Source organism: Metallosphaera javensis (ex Sakai et al. 2022) (assembly GCA_021654415.1).
In the GTDB taxonomy this organism is placed as follows: domain Archaea; phylum Thermoproteota; class Thermoprotei_A; order Sulfolobales; family Sulfolobaceae; genus Metallosphaera; species Metallosphaera javensis.
Genome location: AP024487.1, coordinates 1647543 through 1672899 on the forward strand (window position 1 = coordinate 1647543; position 25357 = coordinate 1672899).

Here is a 25357-nt window from a genome sequence, read left to right on the forward strand (position 1 = left end):
TTTGTTGCCCACCTTTGAGCCCCATTGGAACCAGGTAATATGGGCGTCACATTCCATTGCGTTCCATTCTCGACTACGATTGAAGTAGGTGTCTGGCTTAATATAACTGTAATTCTAGATCCATCGAACACATACGTTAAGGATGGGGAGCCATATCCAAATCCTCCTCCGACTACCTCATAGCTTACATAAATCTGAATACCTGACGAGAAGGCGTAAAGATTCCCGTTTGATGTCAGGACATACAGAAAACCATTTATAGCATTTCCCTGAACTTGACGTCAGTGCCTTGGCCCTTGAAAAGTTTTTTACCTGGGTAATACGCGTTTTGAATAATGAGAAGGGGAAAGTGGCTGAGGAAACTGAAGGAGGCATTAAGGTGGAGGAGGGACTTCCTCAACGCGCTGAGGGAGGTGCTCAGGAAGTTCAGGGCTGACGTTGTGAGGAAGCTGCTTTTGGCTGTGATCTCGGAGAGGGGAAGCCTAGCGAGTATGGCCGAGGCCCTGGGCTTCGACTACGAGAGCGTGCTGGGCAAGCTAGACGAGCTGGCCGAGGTTGACCTCATCCCGATTGTGAAGCTCCTGGTTGGAGGTCACCCCGTGCAGGTGGCGGTGGACGATACCTTCGACGAGAAGGCCTACGCCAGGGCCATGCCCGTGTCCAGGAACCTGGCCATGTTCTTCTACTCCAGGGTGAAGGGGACCTTCATCCCCGCGATCCAGCTCCTGGTGGTCACGGTGAGGGACCTGGTCACGGGCGAGGTGTACCTGGTCCACGTAGACGCGTACGTGGCCAGGAAGGTGGCCGAGATGGCCAAGGCCGTGGGACAGGACCTGAATTTCTCCACGAAGGTGGACATGACCCTCCAGGTCCTGGACAGGTTGAGGAGCTCAACGTACAGGTCATAACCTTCGACTCCTGGTACGTGAACAGGAGGACCCTCCTCTCAGACGTGGTGTCCTCCCTCAAGTCCAGCGCACGGGTCGTCGAGGGTGACAGGTCCGTGCCCGTTGGACTCCTCCCCGAAGGAGAACACCACGTCACGTACCTGGGAGTCCCCTTGAAATTAGTTGTACTGGAGGACTATAAGGGTTACGGCAGGAGATACCTCTTCTCCACCGATCCCTCCATGTCCCCTGAGGAGATACTCACCGCGTGGGAGAACAGGTGGGACGTGGAGGTGGTTATAAGGGAGTTGAAGGCTCTGGGCCTGGAAAAGGGTTCGTTCAGGACGTGGAGGAGGAACCTGGGCTACGTCAAGCTGATCTCGATCACGTTGAACTTCCTCCTGTCCTTGAGGTATCTCCTTGGGGAGAGCCTGGGTGTAGTGAGGCTCTCCCGCCTGCTTAAAACCCTTTACCTTGAGGTGGGTGATACCAAGAAACTGTTCAGCCTGAGGTAAGTTCCGAAAAGTGCTACATTTACTAGAACCGGGTTTGCGGTTATTGATGCCCCTAGGTTCTTCTCCCAAACCGGTTTCCCGTTAGTTGCATTAAGGGCGTAAATTATGCCATTGGTCGAACCCACATAAACTATGCCATTACTCGACACAACAGGGGAAGCTATTACAGCACCTTGAACTGAGTAAGTCCACATTATATTGCCTCTTGATTGGGTTAACTCATAGATGTTACCTCCGTCAGTACCCACGTATATGAACCCATTAGCTAAAGACGCTGTGTCCTCTATCGGAAACCCTAAATTCACCTTCCACAATACAGTACCCGCCACACTGATGGCATAAAGATATCCAGATGATGTACCCAGGAAGAAAGTCCCAGAACTATAGGAGGGTGTGGAAGTTATGTTCCCAGTGATGTTCAGGCTCCATTGCGTGATCCCTGATGATATATTTATTGCAGAAACCTTATTCCCTCCGGCCACGACAACTAGGCCATCTCCCACTGTGGGTATAGTAGTAATACTGAAATTAGTATGATCTGTCCAATCTGTCGAACCAGTACCTGCAACATACGAAGTTATCTGGTTGAGTTGATACGGAACTTCAAATACATATCCGTCATAGTACGTAACAAGACCATACGAGTAATAGGCACTCTCCGCGGGTGCAGGAGTGATTGAGATAGACCAAACCTGCCCTCCATTGTAGGCGTTATCGGCAACTAGATCAACTGTTGTTCTGAAAAAGCCAACTTCATAGTTCTCCGCGAAGATAAGCCCCTCACCGTAAGCTGGATATGAAGTCCCACTAACTCCGTTCACATACGCGGAGAATAGGGTACTTCCATTTAAACCATTGATAGCCGTTATTCCCCCGCTATCGGGTTTACTGACGTACAAAATGTTGTTAATAACTATCAAACCATCTCTAGATCCTTGTATATTATCACTCCATACGATATTATTAGTAGTTGGTCCAATTGAGCCAATATAACCGGTGTGACAGGCGTTACCATCGAACTGACTCCACACCTCCGACGTAGAATTTGAGACAGGGCTCAGTGGTGCGCTTCCCGTTCCCTGGGATGCAGAATTAACCATTAAGACCAATCCGTTAAACGCTCCTAGGAATAAAAGAAATATAATAACTAAATTGATACTCTTGTAAAATTTTGCATCATACTTTGAATTACTCGTTATCATACCGCTATACCTCCCTCTCGCAATCATATTTAGCGTCACATATAATGTATAGTCGTATCTCTTGCTCTGCTAAATAATTTGGACAAATAAATCTTTCACTACCATCAGTTTTTAACATATTATTAGTAAATTCATAAATTGTTGTATATAAACCTTCTTGTTCCATCCTCTGGGTGCATTCACGTCTCCATTGTGAATTGAATTCCAGTTCCTTCACTTCTTATTATCCAATGTAAGGATTAATTAAGTAAAGCCGTCGGTAGTGTTATTATTGAGGTACAAATTCTTGGACAAGCCCCCTTTTCCACAGAATGAGACCTACGGAGTACCTCACCATCTTTGATCTGCGTGAGACTGTCCGGACTGAGAAAAATTCAACGAGAAGCCATTGAGTTTCTAGATTTTCGCTAAATTAGGGTAAAGCTTTAGTTTAAGGTACCAGGAATAACGTAAAGTCACTGGAGCCTTCGATGGAATTAAGGTGACTACTTAATTCGACTTATTTATCTATACTTTTCTATCAAAATAAGTTGAATTTTGTGCGTTCCGGATACTCTCTCTTCAGACTTGCATAAACTCATCTTATGGCTTCGTGACTTAGCATTGAATTCCTGAGTGTGTCCAACAATATTGCTATAATAGACAAAATTTAAGTTGGGCCAGGACGGGTTGAGTTTGGGTGAGAGCGTGAAGATCGCGTCTCTCCCCGTCCTGACCCAGATAATGTGTTACCTTCTAAGGGTTAATAACCTTGAGCCCAGGTTCCACTCCCTGGAGGAGGTGGCGAGGGCCCTTGCTGGTTACTACCTGGGCCACTCGCTCAGGAGGTTCAGGTTGCCCAGGAGCACGGTTCACTACTACTGGAGAAGGCTGTCCAGCGCGAGAGTTGACGTGCCTGTGTCAGGGGAGTACGCCGTGGACGAGACCAAGGTAATCCTGGTTAAGGGCGTGGTGTACTACCTGTGGGTCGTGAGGGACCTCAACACGGGCGTTATACCCTTCTTCATGGTCACCGAGGCCAGGTCAGGTCTGGACGTGCTAATCCTGGTAGGGGGAGTGAGGGAGGTTGAGCTGAGGGTGAGGGGCGAGGTGCTTAAGGCCAGGTACGTCCACGACGGCCTACCCGCGTACAACTTCCTCTCCATGGCAGGGGTAGAACACGAGCACATCACCTTCGGGGTGAGGAACAGGGTTGAACAGGTCTTCAGGACGGTGAAGCACAGGTTGTCAGGGATGGACTTCCACTTCCCGTGGAACTCCAGCAAGTGGAGCCTGAGGAAGTGGTTCTCCACTTACTTCACCGTCTACAACCTGTTGCAATTGTGGCAGGTGAGATAAATTGTTGGACACACTCGAATTCCTTAAAACAAAACTTAAAACATGCCAACATGAGGACATTATGATGAACATTAGCGAGATTAATCTTTTCCACCTCCTGAGTCACGGTCTCTCTCAACTGGGCTCCACTTTTGATCACTTATCAATGTCTTTATTTATGAACCTTAGTATTGTAAACATTATAGCCCTGAGCTTGGGCAATTTTGTTGGGACTGTTTTAACAGTTCTTTTAATAATTGGTAGAATATCTTTAATTATTTTAGTAGTTGTCATTATTAAACTTGTTATCTCTAAAGGTGAGTTAGAAAATAAGTTTAAATTACTAATTTCAGCTTTTGTTGCTTTTATTGCAATAATATCACTTATTATTTCCTTGAATAAAGGACTTCTTTCATATATTGTAGACGCGCTACTGGAGGTTCTAGGGTTCATATCTTTACTCGCCATAGTACGGCCAGGAATTCCTATATTTGGTTATCTTTTCCAGATTCTTAAAATAAAATTACTTGAAAGAGAACTGAACAATCTTCGTTCATCTAAAAAAGAGGACTATCAGCGGATGAATCATCTGGATATAACAGAGGATTTCCAGAGAAAACAAGAATTCTCTGCCTCAGTACGAAATGAAGAATTCTCTGTAACAACACGAAGACAACCTAAAGGACCATCCCGTCCTAAGTTCAAAAAGTATGACATTGCGATTATGAATGGGAAAATCGTATTCATTGAGGATATAGTGGAGAAGGATGGGGACATCTACTATCTGGTGAGGGAAGTTTAAATTTTATTTCAGTAACACTGTCAATACTATCTCCTAGGTATTGATGCGAAATCAGCTAATATTGTCGCAAGGCACGAACTCGATACAACTGTTAATTTTGTGCTTATCAGTAAAGTCGAATTTCATGCGTTGTGACACTCTCTTATTTTTCAGGTTTTCGAAGAGTCAGAGCAATACTCTAGTTTAGGGAGTCAGGAATCACGTCTCTCTATTCAAAGTATCTGACCTTCTACTAAAAGTGAGTCGGACTATTTGTTTTTCACACTCCCTACCTTCTCCTCACAACTGCAATGATTAAATACATTATCATGACCACTAAATTGGCTAACTCCAGCAGGACATAGTTTGAGCCCACTGCCCCTTGTACACTTGGTATTATGGCCGTCCCCGTACCAGAGGAGACCGAACTGATGGGTGTAACTGGATGGGACGAATTTGTCGAAAAAATCTCCAGAACTCCAACGTTGTTATCCGTACCTGCCGCTATAACTTCCCCCATGTTGTTAATTATCGCGTCATTGACTCTGGTAAAATTATCAAGCAATGTTTGATTAAAGGGAATAAGGGTCTGATTACCGGGGTAGTACTCAGCGAGAAACGGTATGTTGCCGGGTAATTCCCCACTTATCAAAATTTCTTGTCCGTGACCGTAAAATGACCCGACTGACAACTGTGGAGGAAACTCTTTGGTAATATTAATTGATGTATTTGTCCTCGTATTAAATAGATAAATGTAATTTCCCGAAGACGTTTGTCCACAAATGATTATGTAAGGCCCGGCATATCCTATTCTCCAGATCACATTCAGACTGTTCACCGCATAACTGTAATCAACGAACTGCCCACCGTTGGTTATGCTACCGAACTTTGCATTTGTATTGGGAAAACTTCCAGCTCCCGCTCCCGCTATAAAATACGTTTTGGTGTAGTTATCCCAAAGCGCAGAGTTGGTGGCGAAATAGTAGCCTATGTTGGATCCGAGGTTGGTAAACTGGTTATTGCTGGGATAATAGAAGTCAAGAGGTGTGAATAGGGAACTTGCTCCTGCCAAAAGAAAGGTACTCCCGTTTGAAGCGATTGTGTTCATCCACCCAAAATTCCCGCTTTGCAAAATTTCTGATGACATGTCCCTGAAGGTCAGATTGCTATACAGGATTCCAAAATTGCTGGTTGGGTTACTGCTGGTTCCACTCCCACCAACAACAAACACATTGCCACCGTAGGTTACTGAGTTCAGCGGTCCGTAATACGTGGGTAACATGGAAGAAAGATCATAAAAAGTGTCGTTTGATAGGTTCAATATCCCTAACCTAGCATTATTGTAGTTATTTCCCCCGCCCACCAGAACAACCATGTTACCATTTTCAGCCAGCGAGTTCACGCTGTTCCATCCATTAATTTTAAGAATACTATAAAAACTGGGGTTCAAATTACCGGGATCACTCCTGGACGGGTTAACTCCATTACCCGTAGCCGTTATAAACGTTGAGGATAGAAAGATCATCGTCAGTATTACCACTATGGTTAAATCTTTCCTTTTCCTTGAGCAGATATTTCTAAATGAAATCTGTTTCAAGTGGGTCAGAATTATGTCTGTTTTCTCCTATAAAATCTCGTGTGGAATAATCCGGGGCGATTCAGGCTTCCATTACGGGTCGTGCTCTGGTTTCTACCTTTCCATAAAACTTAGAATAGCAAATAAGATCAATTGAGCAAAGCCCTCTTGATCGTGAGGTAAAAGAGATTTATGTAAGGATATTATTTTTGGGGCCTATCTCATACTGTTTTGTATAGGGAGCCTTCAACAAGTTTGGATTTTCTGAAAACTAAGGCTTATCCATCGTGACACCATGGCTTAGCTAAGCCTTATCCTGACGGGATTCATTCAAATACTCCACACGCTAGTCTTTAACGTGAAATACACGACAAACCAAGCTGGTCCATTGTTCCTATAGCATTTCCCTGAACTTGACGTCAGTGCCTCGGCCCTTGAAAAGTTTTTTACCTGGGTAATACGGGTTTTGAATAATGAGAAGGGGAAAGTGGCTGAGGAAACTGAAGGAGGCGCTAAGGTGGAGGAGGGATTACCTGAACGCGCTGAGGGATGCGCTAAGGAAGTTCAGGGCTGACGTTGTGAGGAAGCTGCTTCTGGCTGTGATCGCGGAGAGGGGAAGTCTGGCGGGTAGGGCTGAGGCCGTGGGTTTCGACTACGAGAGCGTGCTGGGCAAGCTTGACGAGCTGGCTGACGTTGACCTGCTCCCACCTGTGAAGCTCCTGGTTGGAGATCATCCAGTGCAGGTGGCGGTGGACGATACCTTCGACGAGAAGGCCTACGCCAGGGCCATGCCCGTGTCCAGGAACCTGGCCATGTTCTACTCCAGGGTGAAGGGGGCCTTCATACCCGCCATCCAGCTCCTGGTGGTCACGGTGAGGGACCTGGTCACGGGCGAGGTGTACCTGGTCCATATTGACGCGTACGTGGCCAGGAAGGTGGCAGAGCTGGCCAGGGCCGTGGGACAGGACCTGAACTTCTCCACCAAGGTGGACATGACCCTCCAGGTCCTTGACAGGTTGAGGAGGGAGCTCAACGTCCAGGTCATAACCTTCGACTCCTGGTACGTGAACGGGAGGACTCTCCTCTCCGACGTGGTGTCCTCCCTCAAGTCCAGCGCACGGGTCGTCGAGGGTGACAGGTCCGTGCCCGTTGGACTCCTCCCCGAGGGAGAACACCACGTCACGTACCTGGGAGTCCCCGTGAAGATAGTTGTACTGGAGGACTATAAGGGTTACGGCAGAAGATACCTCTTCTCCACCGACCTCTCCATGTCCCCTGAGGAGATACTCACGGCGTGGGAGAACAGGTGGGACGTGGAGGTGGTGATAAGGGAGTTGAAGGCCCTGGGCCTGGAGAATGGTTCCTTCAAAACGTGGAGGAGGAACATGGGTTACGTCAAGCTCATCTCACTGGCGTTGAACTTCCTCCTCTCCCTGAGGTATGTCCTTGGGGAGAGCCTGGGAGTCGTGAGGCTCTCCCGCCTGCTTAAAACTCTTTACCTCGAGGTTGGTGATGTCAAGAAACTGTTCAGTCTAAGGTAAGTTCCGAAAAGTGCTATTCCTACTATAAAGACTTCTAAAACATTGCAGTTTTAGGCCATGGCTCAGACCATCTCCAGAAAGAAGAACTGGCACTTGGGAGGGGTAAAAGGTGTGAAGTGGTACTTCAATCTCCATAACCTTCTGGAATTGGACTAAACAACACGACCCGTGAGTCCACGTTGAGTGACACGTTAGTTCTTTTTCGAGTGGGAAAAGACCGCTGGACTCCTGTCAAACCATTAACTTTAACTGGTGTAGTGTAATTCTAAAACACCTTAAAAACCCATTTTATCTAAAAGTTCTTCATTTCTGTCCCAACAGCTCACGCTTATATTTTACTTTTAAGGACTATGGAATTGCTCATCAATGAAATATTTTCATTTCAGCACAAACTTCCTTAAAGAGTATCTCACTACGTAAAAATTTAGAGTAATTACACCAGTGGTTTGTGTAAGTTTTCACACACCCTCCGAGAGTGCCCTTGACAAAAATTTTCAAAACTGCTAACGAGTAGTTTCTTCCCATTATTCTCTAGGAAGAGTCCCATAAATAAAAAGAAAAATCACTTAATCGAAATTCTCAGAGTCGCGGATCTTTCATTCAACATTTTTAATCCCCTCATCATTCATGTTCCCATGGTAAATGAAGTGGACAGGAAGCAGGTGGCCGAGGAGATCCGGGAGTTAAGCGTGGCCACTGTCTCCGGCCTACCTCTTGTGGGGAAGACCACACTGCTCAGGGAAGTGAAGGGAGATAAGGAACTGCTGGAACTACCCAGGGAGTTCAGCTCCGTGGAGGAAATCAGGAGAGTGAGGGAGGAGGTGGCCCAGAGGAGGAAGAGGGGAAAAGTTGTGGTGGAGGGAAGGAGTTACATCATCGCCCTCCTTCTGGGAAAGGCTAAGCTGGGAGAGCCCTCACTGGACAATCTGCTCTACGGGAACATGCTCACCAACTACTCATGGGACGCCATGAAGATCGAGGGAATGAAGTCGCTCAACGAAGAATCCCTACTTAAGGTAATAGAGTACTCGTATCTCACCACTAAGCGACACGGGACCTTCATTCCTCCCCTCGTGAAGGAGGGAATTTCCCTTCTAAAAGAAGGTAAACTGGACGAGATACTTCCGGCGGTACAACGCCTGAAGCAACTGTACGCCAATCCCCCAAGGGCAAAGGGCGAGGCTGGTGTTACGGAAATAGTGGGTTCAGTGTTTTCTCCCGGGGAAATGAGATGGGTATGGGATAGGTTGAGCGATAACTGGAAGGAGCTAATCTACTACCTTCTAGATGCGTATCTGGGTCTCCTTCCCGGCAGAGCTAGGGAAATCATCAGGGAATACATCAACGTGGAATCCAGGAGGCCGTCCCTCAATCTACTTGATCTGAACTTTCCCTCCAGCCTTCTGGATAAAGTGGAGCGGAACGCAACACAGCTTGTTCACGGGCATCTGGTCATTCACGGTATGCTTGGAATAGGTAAGACGGAGTTTGCAGGTCATGTGGTCAGGTATATCACCACGAGGGAAAGCTCCTTCGTCCTCACCGAGCCGGAGAGGGTGGAGGAGGTAAGAGCTCAAGGCAAGATTCCCCTGATCCTGGTGGATTATCACGATACCTCTTTCCATTCCCTCAGGGAGCTCTGGGATAGGGCCCAACTCAACGCCAGGAAGATCTACGTTCTCACCCACGAACTCAGGCACGTCATGCAAAGGGTAATGGGAGATGGAGTCACGTATTTTAACTATGACGTGCTGATCACGCCAGAAAGGCTCAATAACGTTCTCAAGTATGACTGGAGTGGCCTGCTTTTCAATGTGGTTTTCCGGGGAGACGAGAACCTCGCGAGAAAGTATCAGCCACTGGTGGCCATGGCCGGAAAGTACGGAGGTCCCCTCCCCCCGAGGTTCGCCGAGATGATTCTGAAGGTTAACGGTGTGGAGAACCAGGACCAGGAGGTGGTTCAGTACTTTACATCTGCCAGGATATTACCTACGAGTGAGGGTAGCGTCAAGTACAGGGATCCCTTTGACGACTACCTGAAGGAGTTTGTGGAGAAGGTGAGAAGGGAAGGGCTGGCAAGACAGTTCATGACCGCATATGTCCTCTTCAGCCTGAGAGGACTGGAGGAGTTCAGGGGGTTACTCAGATATGTGGATTTCCCCAGTGAGCTTGCGGACTACCTCGGGTCACCCTCCCGTTTGCCCAGGGTTTCGGGGCTCCTTCTCTCCAGGGCAATTCCCCAGCTGGTTGATCTCTACCCTGAGAACTGTGAACTGGTCCCTGACCTCTTCGAGTGGAAAGATGATGAGGACGTCAAGGAACTCGAGAAGATAGTTGAGGATCCCGTGGGCACGCTGGAGGCACTGGTGGGCACGCTGGTTCACTCCACCCAACTGCCCTGCCTGAGGAAGGCCTTCGAGTACGCCACTTTCCTGGTTTTCAGGGGTGCAAAGGGGATATTCAACCCGCTCAAGGACATAATGTTCAGGAGAATCATGGAAACGAGGGATGACTACCTGGTGCTTCTTTATTCCTACATGTCGATGATAAAGAACAGCGTGGATCACCTGAATGAGCTGGCGCAGATCTCACCCAGGGCCAGGAGTTACACCCTGCTGGCGGACCTGGGAAAGGATGATAAATCTCCCCTGGGAATCCTGATGGGATGTCTGGGCATGGCATTCGGCCTGGAGAAGTTTGCATTGAGAGTCCTTAAGGACTTTAGTTACGCGCAGGATTTTATGGATGCTGTGAACGAGTTTCAGAGAAGGGTTAACCTATTGAAATCCTCCATCAAGAGGGTGGACAGGGAGAGCCTAAACATGATTAGCAGGGTGTTTTCGCTTCACCCTGACAGTGTGGTGCAGGAAATGGAACTGGTGCTGGATGATTTAAAGTATTTGATGGCCTTCATTCTGTTCAGGGACTCATACGGGAGGGATCTGAGGGATACCCTGAGGGATATTCTGAGCCTGAGCTCCGGGTTCTGCAATCACGTGTTCAGGAACAGGAAAGAGGCGGAAAGTGGGAAGCTCCTGGGCTGTTATCAGTTCAAGCTGGCCAGGGTGCTTCTCATGGGAAACAAGTATGAATACAGGAACGTTGTGGAGGACATCCTGGAAATCTCTAACCGGGATGACGAAATCCTCGCCACTGCAGGGTACATCGCCTCCCTTGCCCTGGGCAAACCCGCTAGGAAGGGGAAGGTCACCATACTGAGGAACCTCATTCTCATGGATGTGGCAGAGGCCCTTGCGGGTAACGCTGAGAAACTTGAGGAGATAAGGGAGACAGTCAAGGTTACCGCGGAGGATGCTCTCCTGCACGATCCTATCATGTCGGAGGTGGCAATTTCGGTCAGGATGATGAACGGTGAGGATCCCACCCCTGTAGCGAGGAAGGCTGACGAGAACGTGGGCATTTTCGCTAGCAGGGTGGTTCATCAAAACCTCAATGATAGGACGAGGTATCTCGCGTCCCTCATTCTCCTGGTACATTGAGGCGTCTACGGTGGTTTACCCAGGTTATTTCCCGTTAAACGGGTGAGCTACTTCAAAGCGGGACATGGGATTGGTCATGTGCGAACAGCGCTTTTCGGAACTCACCTCGTGCTGATAAGTTCTTGTAGCATTTCCCTGAACTTGACGTCAGTACCTCGGCCCTTGAAAAGTTTTTTACCTGGGTAATACGGGTTTTGAATAATGAGAAGGGGAAAGTGGCTGAGGAAACTGAAGGAGGCGCTAAGGTGGAGGAGGGATTACCTGAACGCGCTGAGGGATGCGCTAAGGAAGTTCAGGGCTGACGTTGTGAGGAAGCTGCTTCTTGCCGTGATCGCGGAGAGGGGAAGTCTGGCGGGTAGGGCTGAGGCCGTGGGTTTCGACTACGAGAGCGGGGTAAGCTTGACGAGCTGGCTGACGTTGACCTGCTCCCACCTGTGAAGCTCCTGGTTGGAGATCATCCAGTGCAGGTGGCGGTGGACGACACCTTCGACGAGAAGGCCTACGCCAGGGCCATGCCCGTGTCCAGGAACCTGGCCATGTTCTACTCCAGGGTGAAGGGGGCCTTCATACCCGCCATCCAGCTCCTCGTGGTCACCGTGAGGGACCTGGTCACGGGCGAGGTGTACCTGGTCCACATAGACGCGTACGTGGCCAGGAAGGTGGCAGAGCTTGCCAAGGCCGTGGGACAGGACCTGAACTTCTCCACGAAGGTGGACATGACCCTCCAGGTCCTGGACAGGTTGAGGAGGGAGCTCAACGTCCAGGTCATAACCTTCGACTCCTGGTACGTGAACAGGAGGACCCTCCTCTCAGACGTGGTGTCCTCCCTCAAGTCCAGCGCACGGGTCGTCGAGGGTGACAGGTCCGTGCCCGTTGGACTCCTCCCCGAGGGAGAACACCACGTCACGTACCTGGGAGTCCCCGTGAAGTTAGTTGTACTGGACTATAAGGGTTACGGCAGGAGATACCTCTTCTCCACCGATCCCTCCATGTCCCCTGAGGAGATACTCACGGCATGGGAGAACAGGTGGGACGTGGAGGTGGTGATAAGGGAACTGAAGGCTCTGGGCCTGGAGAATGGTTCGTTCAGGACGTGGAGTAAGAACCTTGGTTACGTCAAGCTCATCTCGATCACGTTGAACTTCCTCCTCTCCCTGAGATACGTCCTTGGGGAGAGCCTGGGAGTCGTACGGCTCTCCCGCCTGCTTAAAACTCTTTACCTCGAGGTTGGTGATGTCAAGAAACTGTTCAGTCTAAGGTAAGTTCCGAAAAGTGCTACTGGAGGTCTTTGATTACAGTTACGCCACTAACTACTCTTTCACAAGTACAATTCAAGGGGCATTGGGTAACGACTGACACAAAGTACTACCTAGGAGGTTACTTCCAGTCCCTTTACCCGGTGACCTACATGATCGTGGCGATCCATTGAAACAACGAGAGGTGGAAGCCACGTTCCGTGCAATCAGGTACCACTCCTATCACCCTCCCTTGTTCAACTCTTCCAAGTGACGGCCACGAAAGCTTAAACACGGTTTCTTATAGTCCCCTTTACAGCAGTGTGGAGCAGACCCCTTGCACAGGCCACGAAAGTTTAAAACTTCCCTCTTGTTCATCCTGTAAATGACCTTTGTAATTTCTATGGTTGCGGGTCAGGGGGTCATCTTCGCATCGGATAGCAGGGCCACAAGCGGGGCAGTCTTTGAGGAGGAGAGGAAGATCCTTCCAATCTTCGTCATGGATAAACAGGAGGTGGACCTGGCTGTAGTAGCAGGAGCTGGGAACGCCTCAATCGTGAAGCAATCGTTTCAGATCATCACGAGGCACTTCACCGGTTATTACCAGAACATGAAGGTGGCACCGGAGGGTGAGGAGCTCGATAGGTTAGTGGACGAGATCCAGGACACTTTAATGACCAGGTTTCAATACCTGCGACAGAACGGGATCCAGCCAGATGTGTCAATCCTTCTTGGTACCCTGTCAGGTTGCGAGCCCAGGCTCTACTCCTTTGACTCGACGGGACTTTACGAGCCGAGGCATTATGACCCGGGGTATGAAATGATAGGAATAGGGAGGGACACCGGTGGTTTAACCCTGCTCAACCTCCTCGGGTACTCCAAGGACAAGAACTGGGACATGGGGCTCCTCACAATGTTCCTCATAGACGTGATCGCCAGGGTGAATCCATACGTTTCCCCGGTGACGAGCTTCATTGACTCAATGTACCTGAGGTGCGAGAATGGGAGAAGAGTTATGGGCCCTCTGCAGTGGAAGGCCTTTCGCAGGTATAAGAAGAGCGTTGAAAAGAGGATAGAGATGATTAGGACGGTTTGGGAGCTTGGTGAGAGATTAGGGGATGAGAGCGTCCTTGAGGCGTTGAAGAAATTGGCCGAGGAGAAGAAGTGACCAGGCGAAGGGCTCTTAACCTAAGAAGTTAGCTGGGAGAAGGTAACCTCAACGTTCTAAAGAATTAAGTTTAGAAGTCTTTAGTTTCGGATCGTCCGGGCGAAGAGCTAGCTTTAGGGAATCGTTCGGGATCGTGCTCCGTGAAGTAAAACTCTCTTTCACTCAAACCACTTCAATAAGAACGTAATTTCCTTGAAATTCTTTCAGGTACATCCAGTGTGTGGAGTATCTGAGGGTGGACAGAGCCTTGATCACAGATGCCTGGGGTAGTCCATCAACCCCGTCTCATCGAAGTGGGATATCATCGGGACGGGAAAATCTCCACACCACCTCCTCAAGTCAAGCTGGCTTGATCAGCAACTCTCCCGAAAATCCACCTGCTCTCCACCAGGTCTGATCAAACCTGACGGGAGGCATTCCCTTCCCCTGTCTCGACCCGACCGTATCCTCCACCACCAGGTGTCTCTATCACAACCTCGTCCCCTCTCTCTAGGACTGTGGAGAATTTTCCTGGCATTTCCTCCTTCCTCCCTGTGGCCCTGATAATGGTCACCCTCCCGGGCTTTCCGTCTCCTCCACCCTTCAGTCCCCACGGACCAATCCTGAACCTCTCAGCCATCACGGAGAGCCTTGTCCTCTCCAGCACCTTGAAGCTCCTCACTATCCCGTCCCCTCCTCTGAATCTTCCGCTCCCTCCGCTTCCCTCCCTCACCCTGTACCCTGTGAAGAGGAGGGGGTATTGCCTTTCCGCCACCTCAATGGGCGTGTTCAGGGTGTTGGTCATGTTCACCTGAACTGCCGAAACACCGTCCCCATCCGGTCTGGCTCCCGTCCCGCCTCCCACGGTCTCGTAGTAGGCCCAGTACCTCCCCCTCAGCCCTCCCATCATTACGTTCATCATGGTACCAGATCCGGCTGCCGGAACGGGCATCAGGTGGGAGAAAGCCTTGAACGTTGCGTCCGCAATCCTCTGCGAGGTCTCCACGTTTCCTCCTCCCACGGCCATGGGCTTCACCGGATTCACGAGGCTACCCTCAGGTGCGTCCACCCTGATCAGGCTGTAGAACCCATCGTTGGTGGGTATGTCCTTTCCCAGAAGGGCTCTCACCACGAAGCTCACTGCCGAGAAGGTTACCCCGTACACGGCGTTGAAGGGAGCATCAACCTGGGGATCCGTGCCGGAGAAGTCAGCCCTTACCCCTTCCCTCACCTCGACCCTGACCCTGATCCTCCTGAGCTCATCCAGCTCCAGAAAGTCCTGGTCCTCTCCAGACCCCTCACCCCACTTAAGGATCTCTGAGAGGGCTAGCCTCCTTCCGTAATCCATGGTCCTCTCCCACGCCTCCCTCACCCTCTCCACGCCGTATCTCTCTACTATCTGTCTGACCTTGGAGATCCCCACCAGGTTCGCTGAGATCTGGGCATTGAGGTCTCCCAGAGACGCGTCCGGAACCTTGAAGTTCTCCCTGACGAACCTGAACACATCCCCGTTCACTTCTCCCCTCCTGACTACCTTCACGGGAGGAATGACCACACCCTCCTCGTAAAGCGTGATAGCGTGGGGATTGAGACTACCTGGATATGGACCTCCCACGTCCACGTGGTGGGCCTTGTTCACAACGTAACCCAGTAGTCTTCCCTGAAAGATTGGGGCCATCACCATGACGTCATTGAGATGGGTTCCAGAGATGTAGGGATCATTCACCACCACCATGTCCCCTTCCTCCAGCTCCACCTGCCTGAGGAGGTTCTTCACGCCCACGCTGAAGGAGCCCAGGTGTACGGGGATGTGCTCCGCCTGTGCCACTATTCTCCCCTCCTCGTCAGCGATGGCACAGCTGTGGTCCATCCTCTCCCTTATGTTGGGTGAAATGGCCGATCTCTTGAGCATGACCCCCATTTCCTCCGCCACGAACTCCATGGCCCTGTGAATAATCTCCCAGCTCATGGTCTCACCATCGTAATTGAGTCCTCCACCACGGCCTCCCACCCATCCTTCACCAGGGTGGTGGAGCTGAACTCCTCCACGATCGCCGGTCCCCTGACCCTGAAGCCCCTGGGCAACCTCTCCCTCACGTAAACGTCCACGTTCACCCAGTCGTCGTCTAGCAGGACTCTCCTCCTTTCCCGTGGTCTGTCCACCTCGCCAAAGCTGACCCTGATCTGCACTGGCCTCCGCCTGATGGCGAATACCCTTATGGTCACCACCTCTATGTCCCTGTCCCCCATGACGAAACCGTAGATGGATTTATGAGCCTCTTCGAAGACTCTCCTCACATCCCCCACGTCGCTAACGGGCACTGTTAGCTCCCATCCCTGACCCTGATACCTCACGTCTGCATACCTGAGGAAGAGGTCAACCTTTCCCCTGAGCCTCTCCGCGAGGCTCCTCTCCAGCTGGGCGAACTCAGCCTCCAGGTCTTGAGGGTAGGATTTCCTTGCCTCGAAGCGCCAGTCCGCCAGTAGGAGGCCCATGGCACTGAATAGTCCAGGGTAAGGGGGTACCTTCACCGTCCTTATCCCCAGCTCCTCGGCGAGGTACAGCGCGTGCTGTGGCCCAGCCCCACCGAAGGCCACCAGGGTGAAACCGGAGGGATCGAGGCCCCTCTCCACGGTGACCAGGCGAATTGCCCTGGCCATCTCCAGGTTGACCAGTTCCAGGGCCTCCTTGCTCACCTCGTGGGGATCTCCGAGGAATGAGAGACCCCTCATGGCCAGTTCCCTGTTCAGTTTCAGCCCTCCCGCCAGGAACTCTCCAACCCTCCCCAGGACCAGGTTGGCGTCCGTAATCGTGGGCTTCTCCCCTCCCCTGCCGTAACACATGGGACCTGGATCCGCCCCCGCGCTCACAGGTCCTACCCTGAGCGCCCCCGCCTCATCCCTCCATATCACAGTCCCTCCCCCTGCGGAAACCTCTGCCAGATCCACGAAGGGGAACCTGATGGGGTAACCGCTACCCTTCACCACCCTTCCATAGTGGACCTCTCCCCCAACCTCGTACTCCGTGGTTATCTCAAACCTTCCATCAAGTACCACCCCTGCCTTGGCCGTGGTTCCGCCCATATCGAAGCTGATCACCTGCCCTGGGAAGAGGGAGGCTGAGGCCACCACACCCGACGCGGGACCGGACTCCACAAGCTGGACAGGTCTGGACGTCGCCTCCTCCACGTCCACGAGTCCTCCTGAGCTGGACATTATGTAGAGGTTGGGGATGAACCTGAGCTCCTCCAGGTAGGATGAGATAAGTGGCATGAGCACAGCGTTCACGAGGGTGGTTGACGTCCTCTCATACTCCCTGGGCTCCGGGGACACCCGGGAGGAGAGGGAGACATATCTGAAGTGCCTGGAGAGCACCCTTCCCGTCCTCTCCTCGTTATCCGGGTTGAGATAGGAGTGAAGGTAACTCACGGCCACTGACTTCACCCCTTCCTTCCTCAGCATCTCGGAGATGGCCTCAATTTCCTCCTCCCTAACCTCCCTCAACACGTTACCCTGGGCGTCAACCCTCTCGTCCACCTCAATCCTCAGCTCCCTGGGGACCAGTTGCCTAGGCTTCTGGAAATAGAGGTCGTAGAGCCTTGGCCTGTTCTGCCTCCCTATCTCCACCACGTCCCTGAAACCCTTCGTGGTGAGCAGTGCCGTCCTGGGGAGGTCCAGTTTCTCCTGTCCCAGCAGGGCATTGGTTGCAAGGGTCGTGGCGTGAACCACCTCTGAGGGAGCGCACTCCATGGAGGAGAGGACGTCCCTTATCACCTGGGCCGGTCTGGTGGGATTCGTTAGAGTCTTCACCGTGACTATCTCCCCATCCCTGAGGGTCACGAAGTCCGTGAAGGTTCCGCCAACGTCTATGGCAACCCTGCATTCCATGTGTAAAGTGTGGTGGGCAGGGTTAAGTTTCTTGTTGATCCAGACCGCAAATTCTTGACCTGGATCCGAAATGCTCAAAACTTTGCTGTTAAACATTACGCATGGACCTGAAAAATGTCCTTAACGAGAGGTTTCTGGATCTCCTCAGGTCAGGGGATCTATATTACGAGCATGAATGGATGGATTACGCGGAGGAGTTATACGATTTTCTCATATCTCCAGATAGGGTAAATCTCCTTGAATCAGAGGAACCCGTTGTAAGGGAATACGCGTGGAAGATTTTCCTGAGTGTTGCAACAGATGAGGAGATAAGGATGAGAAAGACCGGGTTCCTGGAGTCGCTGGACATGGGGGCAAATCTGTGGTTCAAGGTTAACGAACTCCTGAAGAACAGAATCCTCACTAAACAGGAGATTTTACCCTTTTACGGTCACAGGAATGAATGGGTGAGGTATTATGCCTGGATCCATGTGACGCCCGGCGTAATCACGCAGCGAGACCTGGAACCCTACAGGAGGCGCTTCCTGGAATTGCTCGTCTCCAGCGATATGAGCCTGAGATTGAATGCCTGGGAAGGTTTACTTCGCCTTGATAAAATAAATGTGATGAAAGTCACTGAGGGCTCAAGATACAGGAGAGGGTTTATTGAACTCCTCAGGTCAGACAATGAGAGGACGTTCCTGATCTACGCGGATCTTCTCAGGGGACCTGCCAGAAAGGATTTCCTGGATCTCCTGGGAAGCGATGATCCCATGGTGAGAGCGAACGCGTGGTATTCCCTGGCGAAGGATGAGAGCTACCTGGAACTGGGGATGAGGTGGGTGGGCAAGCTGAGGGAATTGCTCTCTCACCCGGATCACTGGATCAGGATAAAGGCCTGGACGGCTTTCTCGACCCTGGTTATGATGGACCTGGTAACGAGGGAGGAGACGGACATTGGACTGGAGGAGTTACTGGAGGACCCTGACCTGGAGATAAGGATAAGGGCATGGGTAGTGGGAGATCAGGTACTCAAAACCGAGGAGATGATGCCACATGTTAACGCATTGATGGAGGTGATAAGGTCGGGAACTCTAGATTGGATTGACGCCATAGATCTGTTTAATGTCCAGGTACTTGAACCGAGCGATCGCGTGGACATGGTGAGGCGTTATCCTGAGATGCTCAACGAGGCGTTCAGGGAGATATTCTCGGAGTTGGGAGTTGAGGGGATGGAGGAGATCCTAGCCGAGGGGGATGAGAGGATATGGAGAGAGCTAGGTAGGGAAAAGCCGTTTAAGATCAGAAACGAAATGAGGGATTCGAGTTTTCAGGGACTAGTGAGGAAGTTTCTGGCGCATCCTAACCTGAGATTGAGAGCCATGGCCTGGTTCCACTCAGCTAGATATCTTGATGCTAGGGAGAGAACCAATTTCATCCCGTACTTAAGGGAGATCTTTTCGGGGGATGACGAGGAGGCGAAGATCATAGCCTGGAGGGCAATAGCTAGGAAGGATAATGAGATCAATCCCAGGGACTTTCCGGGATATGTGGAGGTGGTGATAAGACACCTAGATGAGTTGCCTGAGGTGGTTGTGATGTTGCTGAGGGAGGGCTTGTTATCGCCCGTCAAGGTTAAGGGACTGAAACCAGAGGAACTTGTGAAGAGGGCCAGTAAGGAGGATATCATCTTTCTAGGAAAGATGGGTCTTCTCACAGGAGAGGACCTTATGCTGATAGCCAAGGAGACCGCAGATCCGGAGCTGGAGATCGCCCTGTGGAATCAGTTTCAGGAGCTGTTTGAGTTTAGACTGGAGGAGAGCCTGAGTTACCTTTTGAGGTTCTGGGAGGAGAACAGGATGGAGATTATGCTGGTTCTCATGAAAATTGCTAGAGGGAAGACGTAGTGGAGCTCACCTCGTAATGGAAGGGGGTGAATAGCCCCGGGAACTGGAGGGGATGAACTCATGGGCAATCTTGATGATGCTAAATCCATCGTGCAATCATAAACGTGGGCGCCATGGGATAGAAAAGAAGTGGAGCTTGAGGAGGATCTTCCCAACCGTCCTTCCCCATGGGGTGCCATCAACGAGGTGCGTTGGACTTAACATCCACGGATGAGAGAGATGCATAGCGGATTGGCTAGGAGGCCCATTCATGAGGGTGAGGGTAGTGTGTGAAGTTACTGTAATCAGAGACCTCTAGGTTTCTGGGAGATGTCAAATTAGAAGAGAAAGGAATACGTCACTTAGCAGACACTCCACACGCTAGGATGATGAGGTTGAACCCAGGGAGCTACCTCACATCGTTGTGTATTTAAGGAGCTTATAACATGAAGTACACAACAAACCGAATTAGACCCACCAATGATTCTTCACTGACCTAGCATCCCATGAAGGAACACTGCCTTCATGTAGAGTTTTCTTGTTGGTACAATTTTGAGGTCACGATGACCTTGTGCAAAGTCATCACAGCACTACTGTGGAAATTTCACCACGACACGGTCCTCAGCCTCCAAGGGCCCTCCTCACCACCGGATCCGTTAACTCATACCTCCCCCTCTCCCTTCTGGTCACGTAGCTCATTTTCTCCAGTCTCTCCAGGAACCTTTTTATCTCGGCATCATACACAATCCTCTTCTCCTTCTCCTCCAGATATCTTTTGATCTCGCTCCACCTGTCATGCCCCAGGGCTATGGCCTCCAGAACCAGGACGTAGTTCCGGGAGAGGTGACCAAGCTCATGAAGCACAGTCTTGCCTGCCACATCGATCACCTCATCCACAAACTCATTCCTCGCCTCCTTAGCCCTTACGCACCTATACCCGAACTCCGTTAACCACCCCACGACCCCATCCAGGCTCTCCACCGCGTAATCTAGGACCTCCTGTGACGGGGTGAGGTTCACCTGACTGAATCCCCTCTCCAGGAATTCCCTCGACGCACCGTGATCAAATCTCTCCAGCCTGATCTCCTCCACATGCCTTCCGTACAGGGGAGAGGATGGGTCCTCGAGCCTCAGGAAGTCGCGCAGGAGGCCTATTTCCGATCCCGTGAGGATGAAGGTGGTATTCCTGCAGTAGTCGTAACAGTGAGCCAGGAGGGATAGCATTTCATTCCCAACCTTTCCCCTCAGGTTCTGCGCCTCATCCAGCGCAATCACCACCTTACCGGACTCGTTCATCCTGTCCATGATCTGGGCCAGGGATGGCCTGCTCCTGACGTCCCAGGATAGGGACACGTTTACCCCGAAAAACGACACTCCCGAGATATGCTCCAGCAGTGGTCGGAGCGGACTCCTTCTGTTTATCTGGGAGAGAACCTCGGAAAAAAGCACGTAGAGGTTCTTGTATGAGGAGAGCGACATCCTGGCGTCCACCAGGGCATGAGGCAGATCCACCTCGTTGAGAAACACCTTGAGTACTGAGGTCTTGCCAATCCTCCTCACTCCGGTGAGCAGGATTATGGGCCTGCCCACAAGCGCGTGAAGTTCTCTCAGCTCCCTTTCCCTGTCATACAGGTCCTCCCTGGTCTCCTTGGCTGTGGGCTCGAAGTAGATAACTAACACCCTGTTAGTATACTAACACCCTGTTAGTTTTAAGCTTTATAGTCTTAGATTCCCTCCAGGACATTATCTAAGAAGTGCAGTATGGTGAAGATCCACGTATCTGCCTTAAGGTGAAACTCTAGACTGCACTAGTACTTAGGTAAAGTTTTTATCTTGGTATTACTAATATAGAATGTGGAGGAATTAGAGAAGGCTTACAGGGAGGAAAAGAATGCTAGGATAAGGCAGAGAATACTGGGGGTGAAGATGTACCTCGTGGACGGGTTCAGGGAGTACAGGGTGGCCGAGGTCCTCGGGGTTTCGTACTCAACGGTGAAGAAGTGGGTCGCGAAGTACAAGAGGGGAGGGGTCGGAGCGTTGAGGGATAGGCCAAGGTCGGGTAGGCCCAGGAAGTACTCCAGCGAGGAGGTGAAGAAGGTGCTGGAGACAAGTCCCAGGGAGCTGGGATACAACCTGGAGGGGTGGACCATGAGGGCGCTGAACGCTGAGCTGAGGAAGAGGGGGATAGTTTACAATAGGTATCACCTTTACAGGGTAGTGCACCAGCTGGGGTACGGTTTCGTGACGCCCAGGCCGGTGAACGCCAGGGCCGAGGTGGAGAAGCACCGCGATTTTAAAAAAAGTGAAGGAACTGATGGGACGCAGGATAGCGTTCTTCGATGAGACAAGGGTGGTGGTGGGCACCACGGTGAGGAGGTGCCTCGCCAGGAGGGGTTCCAGGCCCAGGATCAGGGTGAACCTGGGCTTCCAGCACTTCTACGTCTTCCTCGCCCTTGACGCCATTTCAAGGAAGGTGCTGTACACCCTCTACAACTCCCTCTCCAGCAAGAACATGAAGAGCTTCGTTTACAGGATGGAGAGGAAGTGGGGCAGGGAGACCAAGTACCTCGTCCTTGACAACCACTCCTCCCACAAGACGGGGGCTATCCTGGACCTGTTCAGGAGAAGGGGAGTGAGACCCGTTTTCACCCCAAAGTACTCGCCAGAGCTAAACCCTGTGGAGAGGATCTTCAAGGACCTGAAGTTCCACCTTGCGAACAGGTTCTTCAACAACGTGGAGGAGGCAAGGGAGGAGGTGAGGAGGTTCTTCGAGGAACATCACGATCAGTTTAATCTTGATGTGGTCCAATATCTGGATTTAGATGAAATAGAGGTAGAAAACAATGGATAAAAACTTCCACAAAGTACTAACGGATTTTCCGTTTTCAACAAGGAAATTTAACCCGCCGGCTTGTCACGAAGCGAGGCAGTCTGTGAAGGGGATGCAAAGCTTAAGGAGTTAACCCATGACGGGGTCAAACACAGAAGGGTACATAGGCCTCTCCCCAAACTTTTTACCCTCACTTTGAAACCATTTGAATGGTCAAAGATCTAGGTCTGCTTCGTCGTAGATGAGCCATGATGAGGACGTGAAGGGACCGGAGAGTGAGGACAGAGACGACTGTTGGATATCTGGTTAGCTAAGGGGTTACGTGAACACATCACGTACAAATTCCTTCTTTTCGCCTAGCGGGTGGAGTATCTATTAGGTGACGTCCTCGGCGCTCTTTCGATTTGACATCTGGGAGAAACCTAGAGGTCTTTGATTGCAGTAACTCAATACACTACTTTTCGCTGATGATATGTAAACCTTTCTGAAACCTCGCCTTTCTCTCCTGACTCTCGGTTGATGGATCATTTTCCAGGATCATATTTAGTCCATCCCGTGATCTATTTAAACATGTGGCGTGATATCTTCGGACATCTTGAGCGAAAGGGCTGTACACAAGCGTAAAAACTGGTTTGCGGTCACCAAAACACTTCTAGGAAAAAAGCGATACTCCCTTCTAAAAAACTATTGGAGGATATCTTGAATTATAGAATGCAACTGTTGCTGGCTTGGGGAGATGTTTTCCACATACACAAATATAACCGTGGTTCCGTTAACTGCTGAAACTGAATGATAACCGTATCCGTAGGTGAAGCCATTGATAGTCCCTGCATTAGGATCATCGGCGGCCCTGTACTTGAAGTACGATATGGCTTCCTGTGGTGTCTGGAACTGGTATTTCCATACCGATATGAACACGTATGAAGAATAAGCTCCTGACACGTTGTAGCCATAGATCTGTTCATTTATCACGTAATTGTAGTTGTAGGAACCATATTCCTTCACCTGTGTGCCGTTCAAGTAGGTTAGGGTCGAGACGTTTCCTGTGACGTTGGTTATGGAGGACTCGCTGGTATTGAGGATCCATTGACCTCCAAATATGCTAACAGCCTGCGATGGCGTCATGAAGCACACATCAGAGGATGGTAGAGGCGCAACGTGAGTAACATTGGGGTTGGTTAATGGTGAACTCCCGCCAGATCCGGAGGAACTGGTAGACCCAGAGGAACTGCTAGACCCACCTGACGAGGAAGTAGATGAGCTTCCAGACGAGGAGCCTGAGGAACTTGATCCTCCTGGAGGAGTTGGTGGAATCACTTTGCTTGTTGACGGATGATTGAACATTGGAACAACCACGAAGACCGCAACCAGGAGTACCAGCACAGCCATAACTCCTGCCACTATGGGTAGTTTGAGGGACCTCCCTTTCTGAGGAAGAGCAGGGTACTGTGCGGGCTGATACGGCTGATATGGTTGATAACTTGGTTGATAAGCTGGTGTGGTCTGATATGGTTGCTGGTTTAGGAGAGAACCGCACTTTATGCAGTAGTTGAAGTCATCTCTGTTCTGGTATCCGCATTTGGGGCAAACTTTGACCATGATCTATCATCCATTTATAGCTTAAAGAATATATAAACATTTCTTAGTGGTTAAAATGTTACTTTGATGAGTTGTAATGATTGAGCAGGGTATGAAGTGCAGAGTATTAGATGAACCACGTTAAGATACGGTTAAGCGAAGCTAGGATATTGCCATCAGTAAGGGGGGCGATTCAGGTTTCCATTGCGAATTGTAATTAGTTAATCTACGTGGGATGATCAAAATCAATCTATCATTTTTCAGTAATACTTTAAGGGGGCCGAACACGATGTCATACCATGACATCAACTCAGATACAAACCGCGTATCAACTCCAGGAGGAGTTGATACACATCGTGTTCGACCCCGTATTTCCTAAGCACTGGCTCATAAATAAACCTGTTGAGGAGGTGGAGGAGCTGGCCATGAGGGAGGCGGAGGAGGTAAGCCCGAGGTACGCGAGGGGGAAGAGGCTCAAGAGGAGGGGATACGCGAGGTACAGGTTCCTGGCCGGATTCTCGGTGGTGATGGAGGGCAGGAGGATTGAGTACAGGCTCAGGTGGATGAGCGTGAGGTTGCCCGTGATGTACGACGGGAAGGGCAGGGTGAGGACGGGGGTTGAGAGGGAGTTGCTGAGGGAGGAGGAAGATGTGCTCAGGAAGCTGCTCACGTTCTACTCGGTGCTGGGAGGGAAGATGAACGCGAGGCTCTGGACCCCTGAGCTTGAGGTTGAGGGAGACTTCCAGTACGTGATAGCTGACGGGAAGTGGGTCAAGCTCAGGGGAGGGAAGGGAGTCCTCCTGGTGGCCATGGGCGTCACGCGCGAGGGAAGGAGAGCTGTGCTGGACTTCCTCCTGGCTAAGGAGGAGGACGCGAGGAGTTACTGGAGGCTTTTTGCAAGGGTGTGGAGGAAGTTCAACTTCAAGCTCGTGGTTGCGGACATGGTCAGGTCCGTTGACTCCGCGCTTGAGCTCTCGGGAATAGATGCGAAGAGGCAGCTCTGCCTCAACCACGTCAAGAGGCGCCTGGACCGCGAAGAAAGGGAGGAGGTCGACCTCCTAGTGTCTGGCCTGCTCCAGTTCCCCGACAGGGTCAGGGAACTGGTGGAACGCGGTCTCCTCTCCTTCCTCTCCCTTCCCCAAGAACTTCAGCGCCTCCTCTCCACCAACAACCTGGTGGAGTCCTTCAACTCCCTGGTGGAGAGAAGAAGATTCGGCAAGTACCACACGCCCCACAGGCTTCTTCAGATCGTCTGGGCCATCGCCGATAACTACAACATTTTGGATAATTTTTTACAAGAATGGAATAATATTCATATACTTCTCGTTTTATTTACGATCAAAACGTCATCACTCAATTAATCCTACATTGAATAATGAGAAATGAAGGAACTAGAATTCAATTCGCAATGGAAACCTGAATGGCCCAGTAAGGGTAAGCTAGGGAAAATTTTCACCTGCACTGCAACTGAACTTAGGTCGCAATAACACCGAGT

Annotated in this window: 15 protein-coding genes and 2 pseudogenes; 11 read left to right on the forward strand and 6 right to left on the reverse strand. The window is 50.7% G+C overall.

Features of this window, described 5'->3' with window-relative positions; genetic code table 11:
• The first annotated feature begins 335 nt into the window (after positions 1-335).
• Positions 336-1402 (forward strand): annotated as a pseudogene (locus QVC96_RS09415) (transposase).
• Here QVC96_RS09415 and QVC96_RS09420 read toward each other — a convergent pair.
• Positions 1357-2322 (reverse strand): PQQ-binding-like beta-propeller repeat protein, encoded by a 966-nt coding sequence (locus QVC96_RS09420; RefSeq protein ID WP_287689056.1) that lies wholly within the window; start codon positions 2320-2322, stop codon positions 1357-1359. The pseudogene QVC96_RS09415 and the gene QVC96_RS09420 sit on opposite strands and share 46 nt — an antisense overlap.
• 1005 nt (positions 2323-3327) lie before the next feature.
• Here QVC96_RS09420 and QVC96_RS09425 point away from each other — a divergent pair.
• Both QVC96_RS09425 and QVC96_RS09430 read left to right on the forward strand, forming a co-directional pair.
• On the forward strand, positions 3328-3942 hold the full coding sequence (locus tag QVC96_RS09425; protein WP_287690472.1) for an IS6 family transposase: 615 nt from the start codon (positions 3328-3330) through the stop codon (positions 3940-3942).
• A 1-nt stretch (position 3943) separates the two neighbouring features.
• The gene (locus QVC96_RS09430; RefSeq protein ID WP_287689057.1) at positions 3944-4723 is read left to right on the forward strand and encodes a hypothetical protein; all 780 of its coding nucleotides are present in this window, start codon (positions 3944-3946) and stop codon (positions 4721-4723) included.
• Between the two features lie 268 nt (positions 4724-4991).
• On the opposite strand, the gene QVC96_RS09435 is transcribed toward QVC96_RS09430, so the two are convergent.
• Positions 4992-6104: a hypothetical protein gene (locus QVC96_RS09435; RefSeq protein WP_287689058.1), complete on the reverse strand. Its 1113-nt coding sequence runs from the start codon at positions 6102-6104 to the stop codon at positions 4992-4994.
• Positions 6105-6751: 647 nt separating this feature from the next.
• Between QVC96_RS09435 and QVC96_RS09440 the strand changes: the two genes are divergently transcribed.
• The 4 genes and pseudogenes from QVC96_RS09440 to QVC96_RS09460 all read left to right on the forward strand — a co-directional run bounded on the left by QVC96_RS09440 (position 6752) and on the right by QVC96_RS09460 (position 13722).
• Complete coding sequence (locus tag QVC96_RS09440) at positions 6752-7819, forward strand: transposase (RefSeq protein ID WP_287689059.1); 1068 nt, start codon at positions 6752-6754, stop codon at positions 7817-7819.
• A 635-nt stretch (positions 7820-8454) separates the two neighbouring features.
• The gene (locus QVC96_RS09445) at positions 8455-11319 is read left to right on the forward strand and encodes a hypothetical protein (protein ID WP_287689060.1); all 2865 of its coding nucleotides are present in this window, start codon (positions 8455-8457) and stop codon (positions 11317-11319) included.
• Between the two features lie 201 nt (positions 11320-11520).
• Positions 11521-12581: pseudogene (locus tag QVC96_RS09455) on the forward strand (transposase).
• A gap of 358 nt (positions 12582-12939) precedes the next feature.
• Positions 12940-13722: a hypothetical protein gene (locus QVC96_RS09460; RefSeq protein WP_287689063.1), complete on the forward strand. Its 783-nt coding sequence runs from the start codon at positions 12940-12942 to the stop codon at positions 13720-13722.
• A gap of 397 nt (positions 13723-14119) precedes the next feature.
• Here QVC96_RS09460 and QVC96_RS09465 read toward each other — a convergent pair whose 3' ends face one another.
• Complete coding sequence (locus tag QVC96_RS09465) at positions 14120-15670, reverse strand: hydantoinase B/oxoprolinase family protein (RefSeq protein WP_287689064.1); 1551 nt, start codon at positions 15668-15670, stop codon at positions 14120-14122.
• Positions 15667-17589: a hydantoinase/oxoprolinase family protein gene (locus tag QVC96_RS09470; protein ID WP_287690473.1), complete on the reverse strand. Its 1923-nt coding sequence runs from the start codon at positions 17587-17589 to the stop codon at positions 15667-15669. Before QVC96_RS09470 ends, QVC96_RS09465 begins: the two co-directional genes overlap by 4 nt.
• A gap of 101 nt (positions 17590-17690) precedes the next feature.
• Here QVC96_RS09470 and QVC96_RS09475 point away from each other — a divergent pair, with 101 nt between their 5' ends.
• Positions 17691-19475, forward strand: a complete 1785-nt coding sequence (locus QVC96_RS09475) for a HEAT repeat domain-containing protein (protein WP_287689065.1) — start codon at positions 17691-17693, stop codon at positions 19473-19475.
• A gap of 600 nt (positions 19476-20075) precedes the next feature.
• On the opposite strand, the gene QVC96_RS09480 is transcribed toward QVC96_RS09475, so the two are convergent.
• Positions 20076-21134, reverse strand: a complete 1059-nt coding sequence (locus QVC96_RS09480; RefSeq protein WP_287689066.1) for an AAA family ATPase — start codon at positions 21132-21134, stop codon at positions 20076-20078.
• 174 nt (positions 21135-21308) lie between these two features.
• Here QVC96_RS09480 and QVC96_RS09485 point away from each other — a divergent pair, with 174 nt between their 5' ends.
• Together QVC96_RS09485 and QVC96_RS09490 are read left to right on the forward strand one after the other, a co-directional pair.
• Positions 21309-21797, forward strand: coding sequence for a helix-turn-helix domain-containing protein (locus QVC96_RS09485; protein ID WP_238027283.1), 489 nt, complete (start codon positions 21309-21311; stop codon positions 21795-21797).
• Positions 21769-22305, forward strand: coding sequence for an IS630 family transposase (locus tag QVC96_RS09490; RefSeq protein ID WP_287688834.1), 537 nt, complete (start codon positions 21769-21771; stop codon positions 22303-22305). Before QVC96_RS09485 ends, QVC96_RS09490 begins: the two co-directional genes overlap by 29 nt.
• A gap of 663 nt (positions 22306-22968) precedes the next feature.
• On the opposite strand, the gene QVC96_RS09495 is transcribed toward QVC96_RS09490, so the two are convergent.
• Entirely contained in the window at positions 22969-23883 is a 915-nt protein-coding gene (locus QVC96_RS09495; protein WP_287689067.1) for a zinc ribbon domain-containing protein, read from the reverse strand.
• A gap of 278 nt (positions 23884-24161) precedes the next feature.
• Here QVC96_RS09495 and QVC96_RS09500 point away from each other — a divergent pair, with 278 nt between their 5' ends.
• Complete coding sequence (locus tag QVC96_RS09500; protein WP_425597945.1) at positions 24162-25223, forward strand: transposase; 1062 nt, start codon at positions 24162-24164, stop codon at positions 25221-25223.
• Positions 25224-25357: the final 134 nt, after the last annotated feature.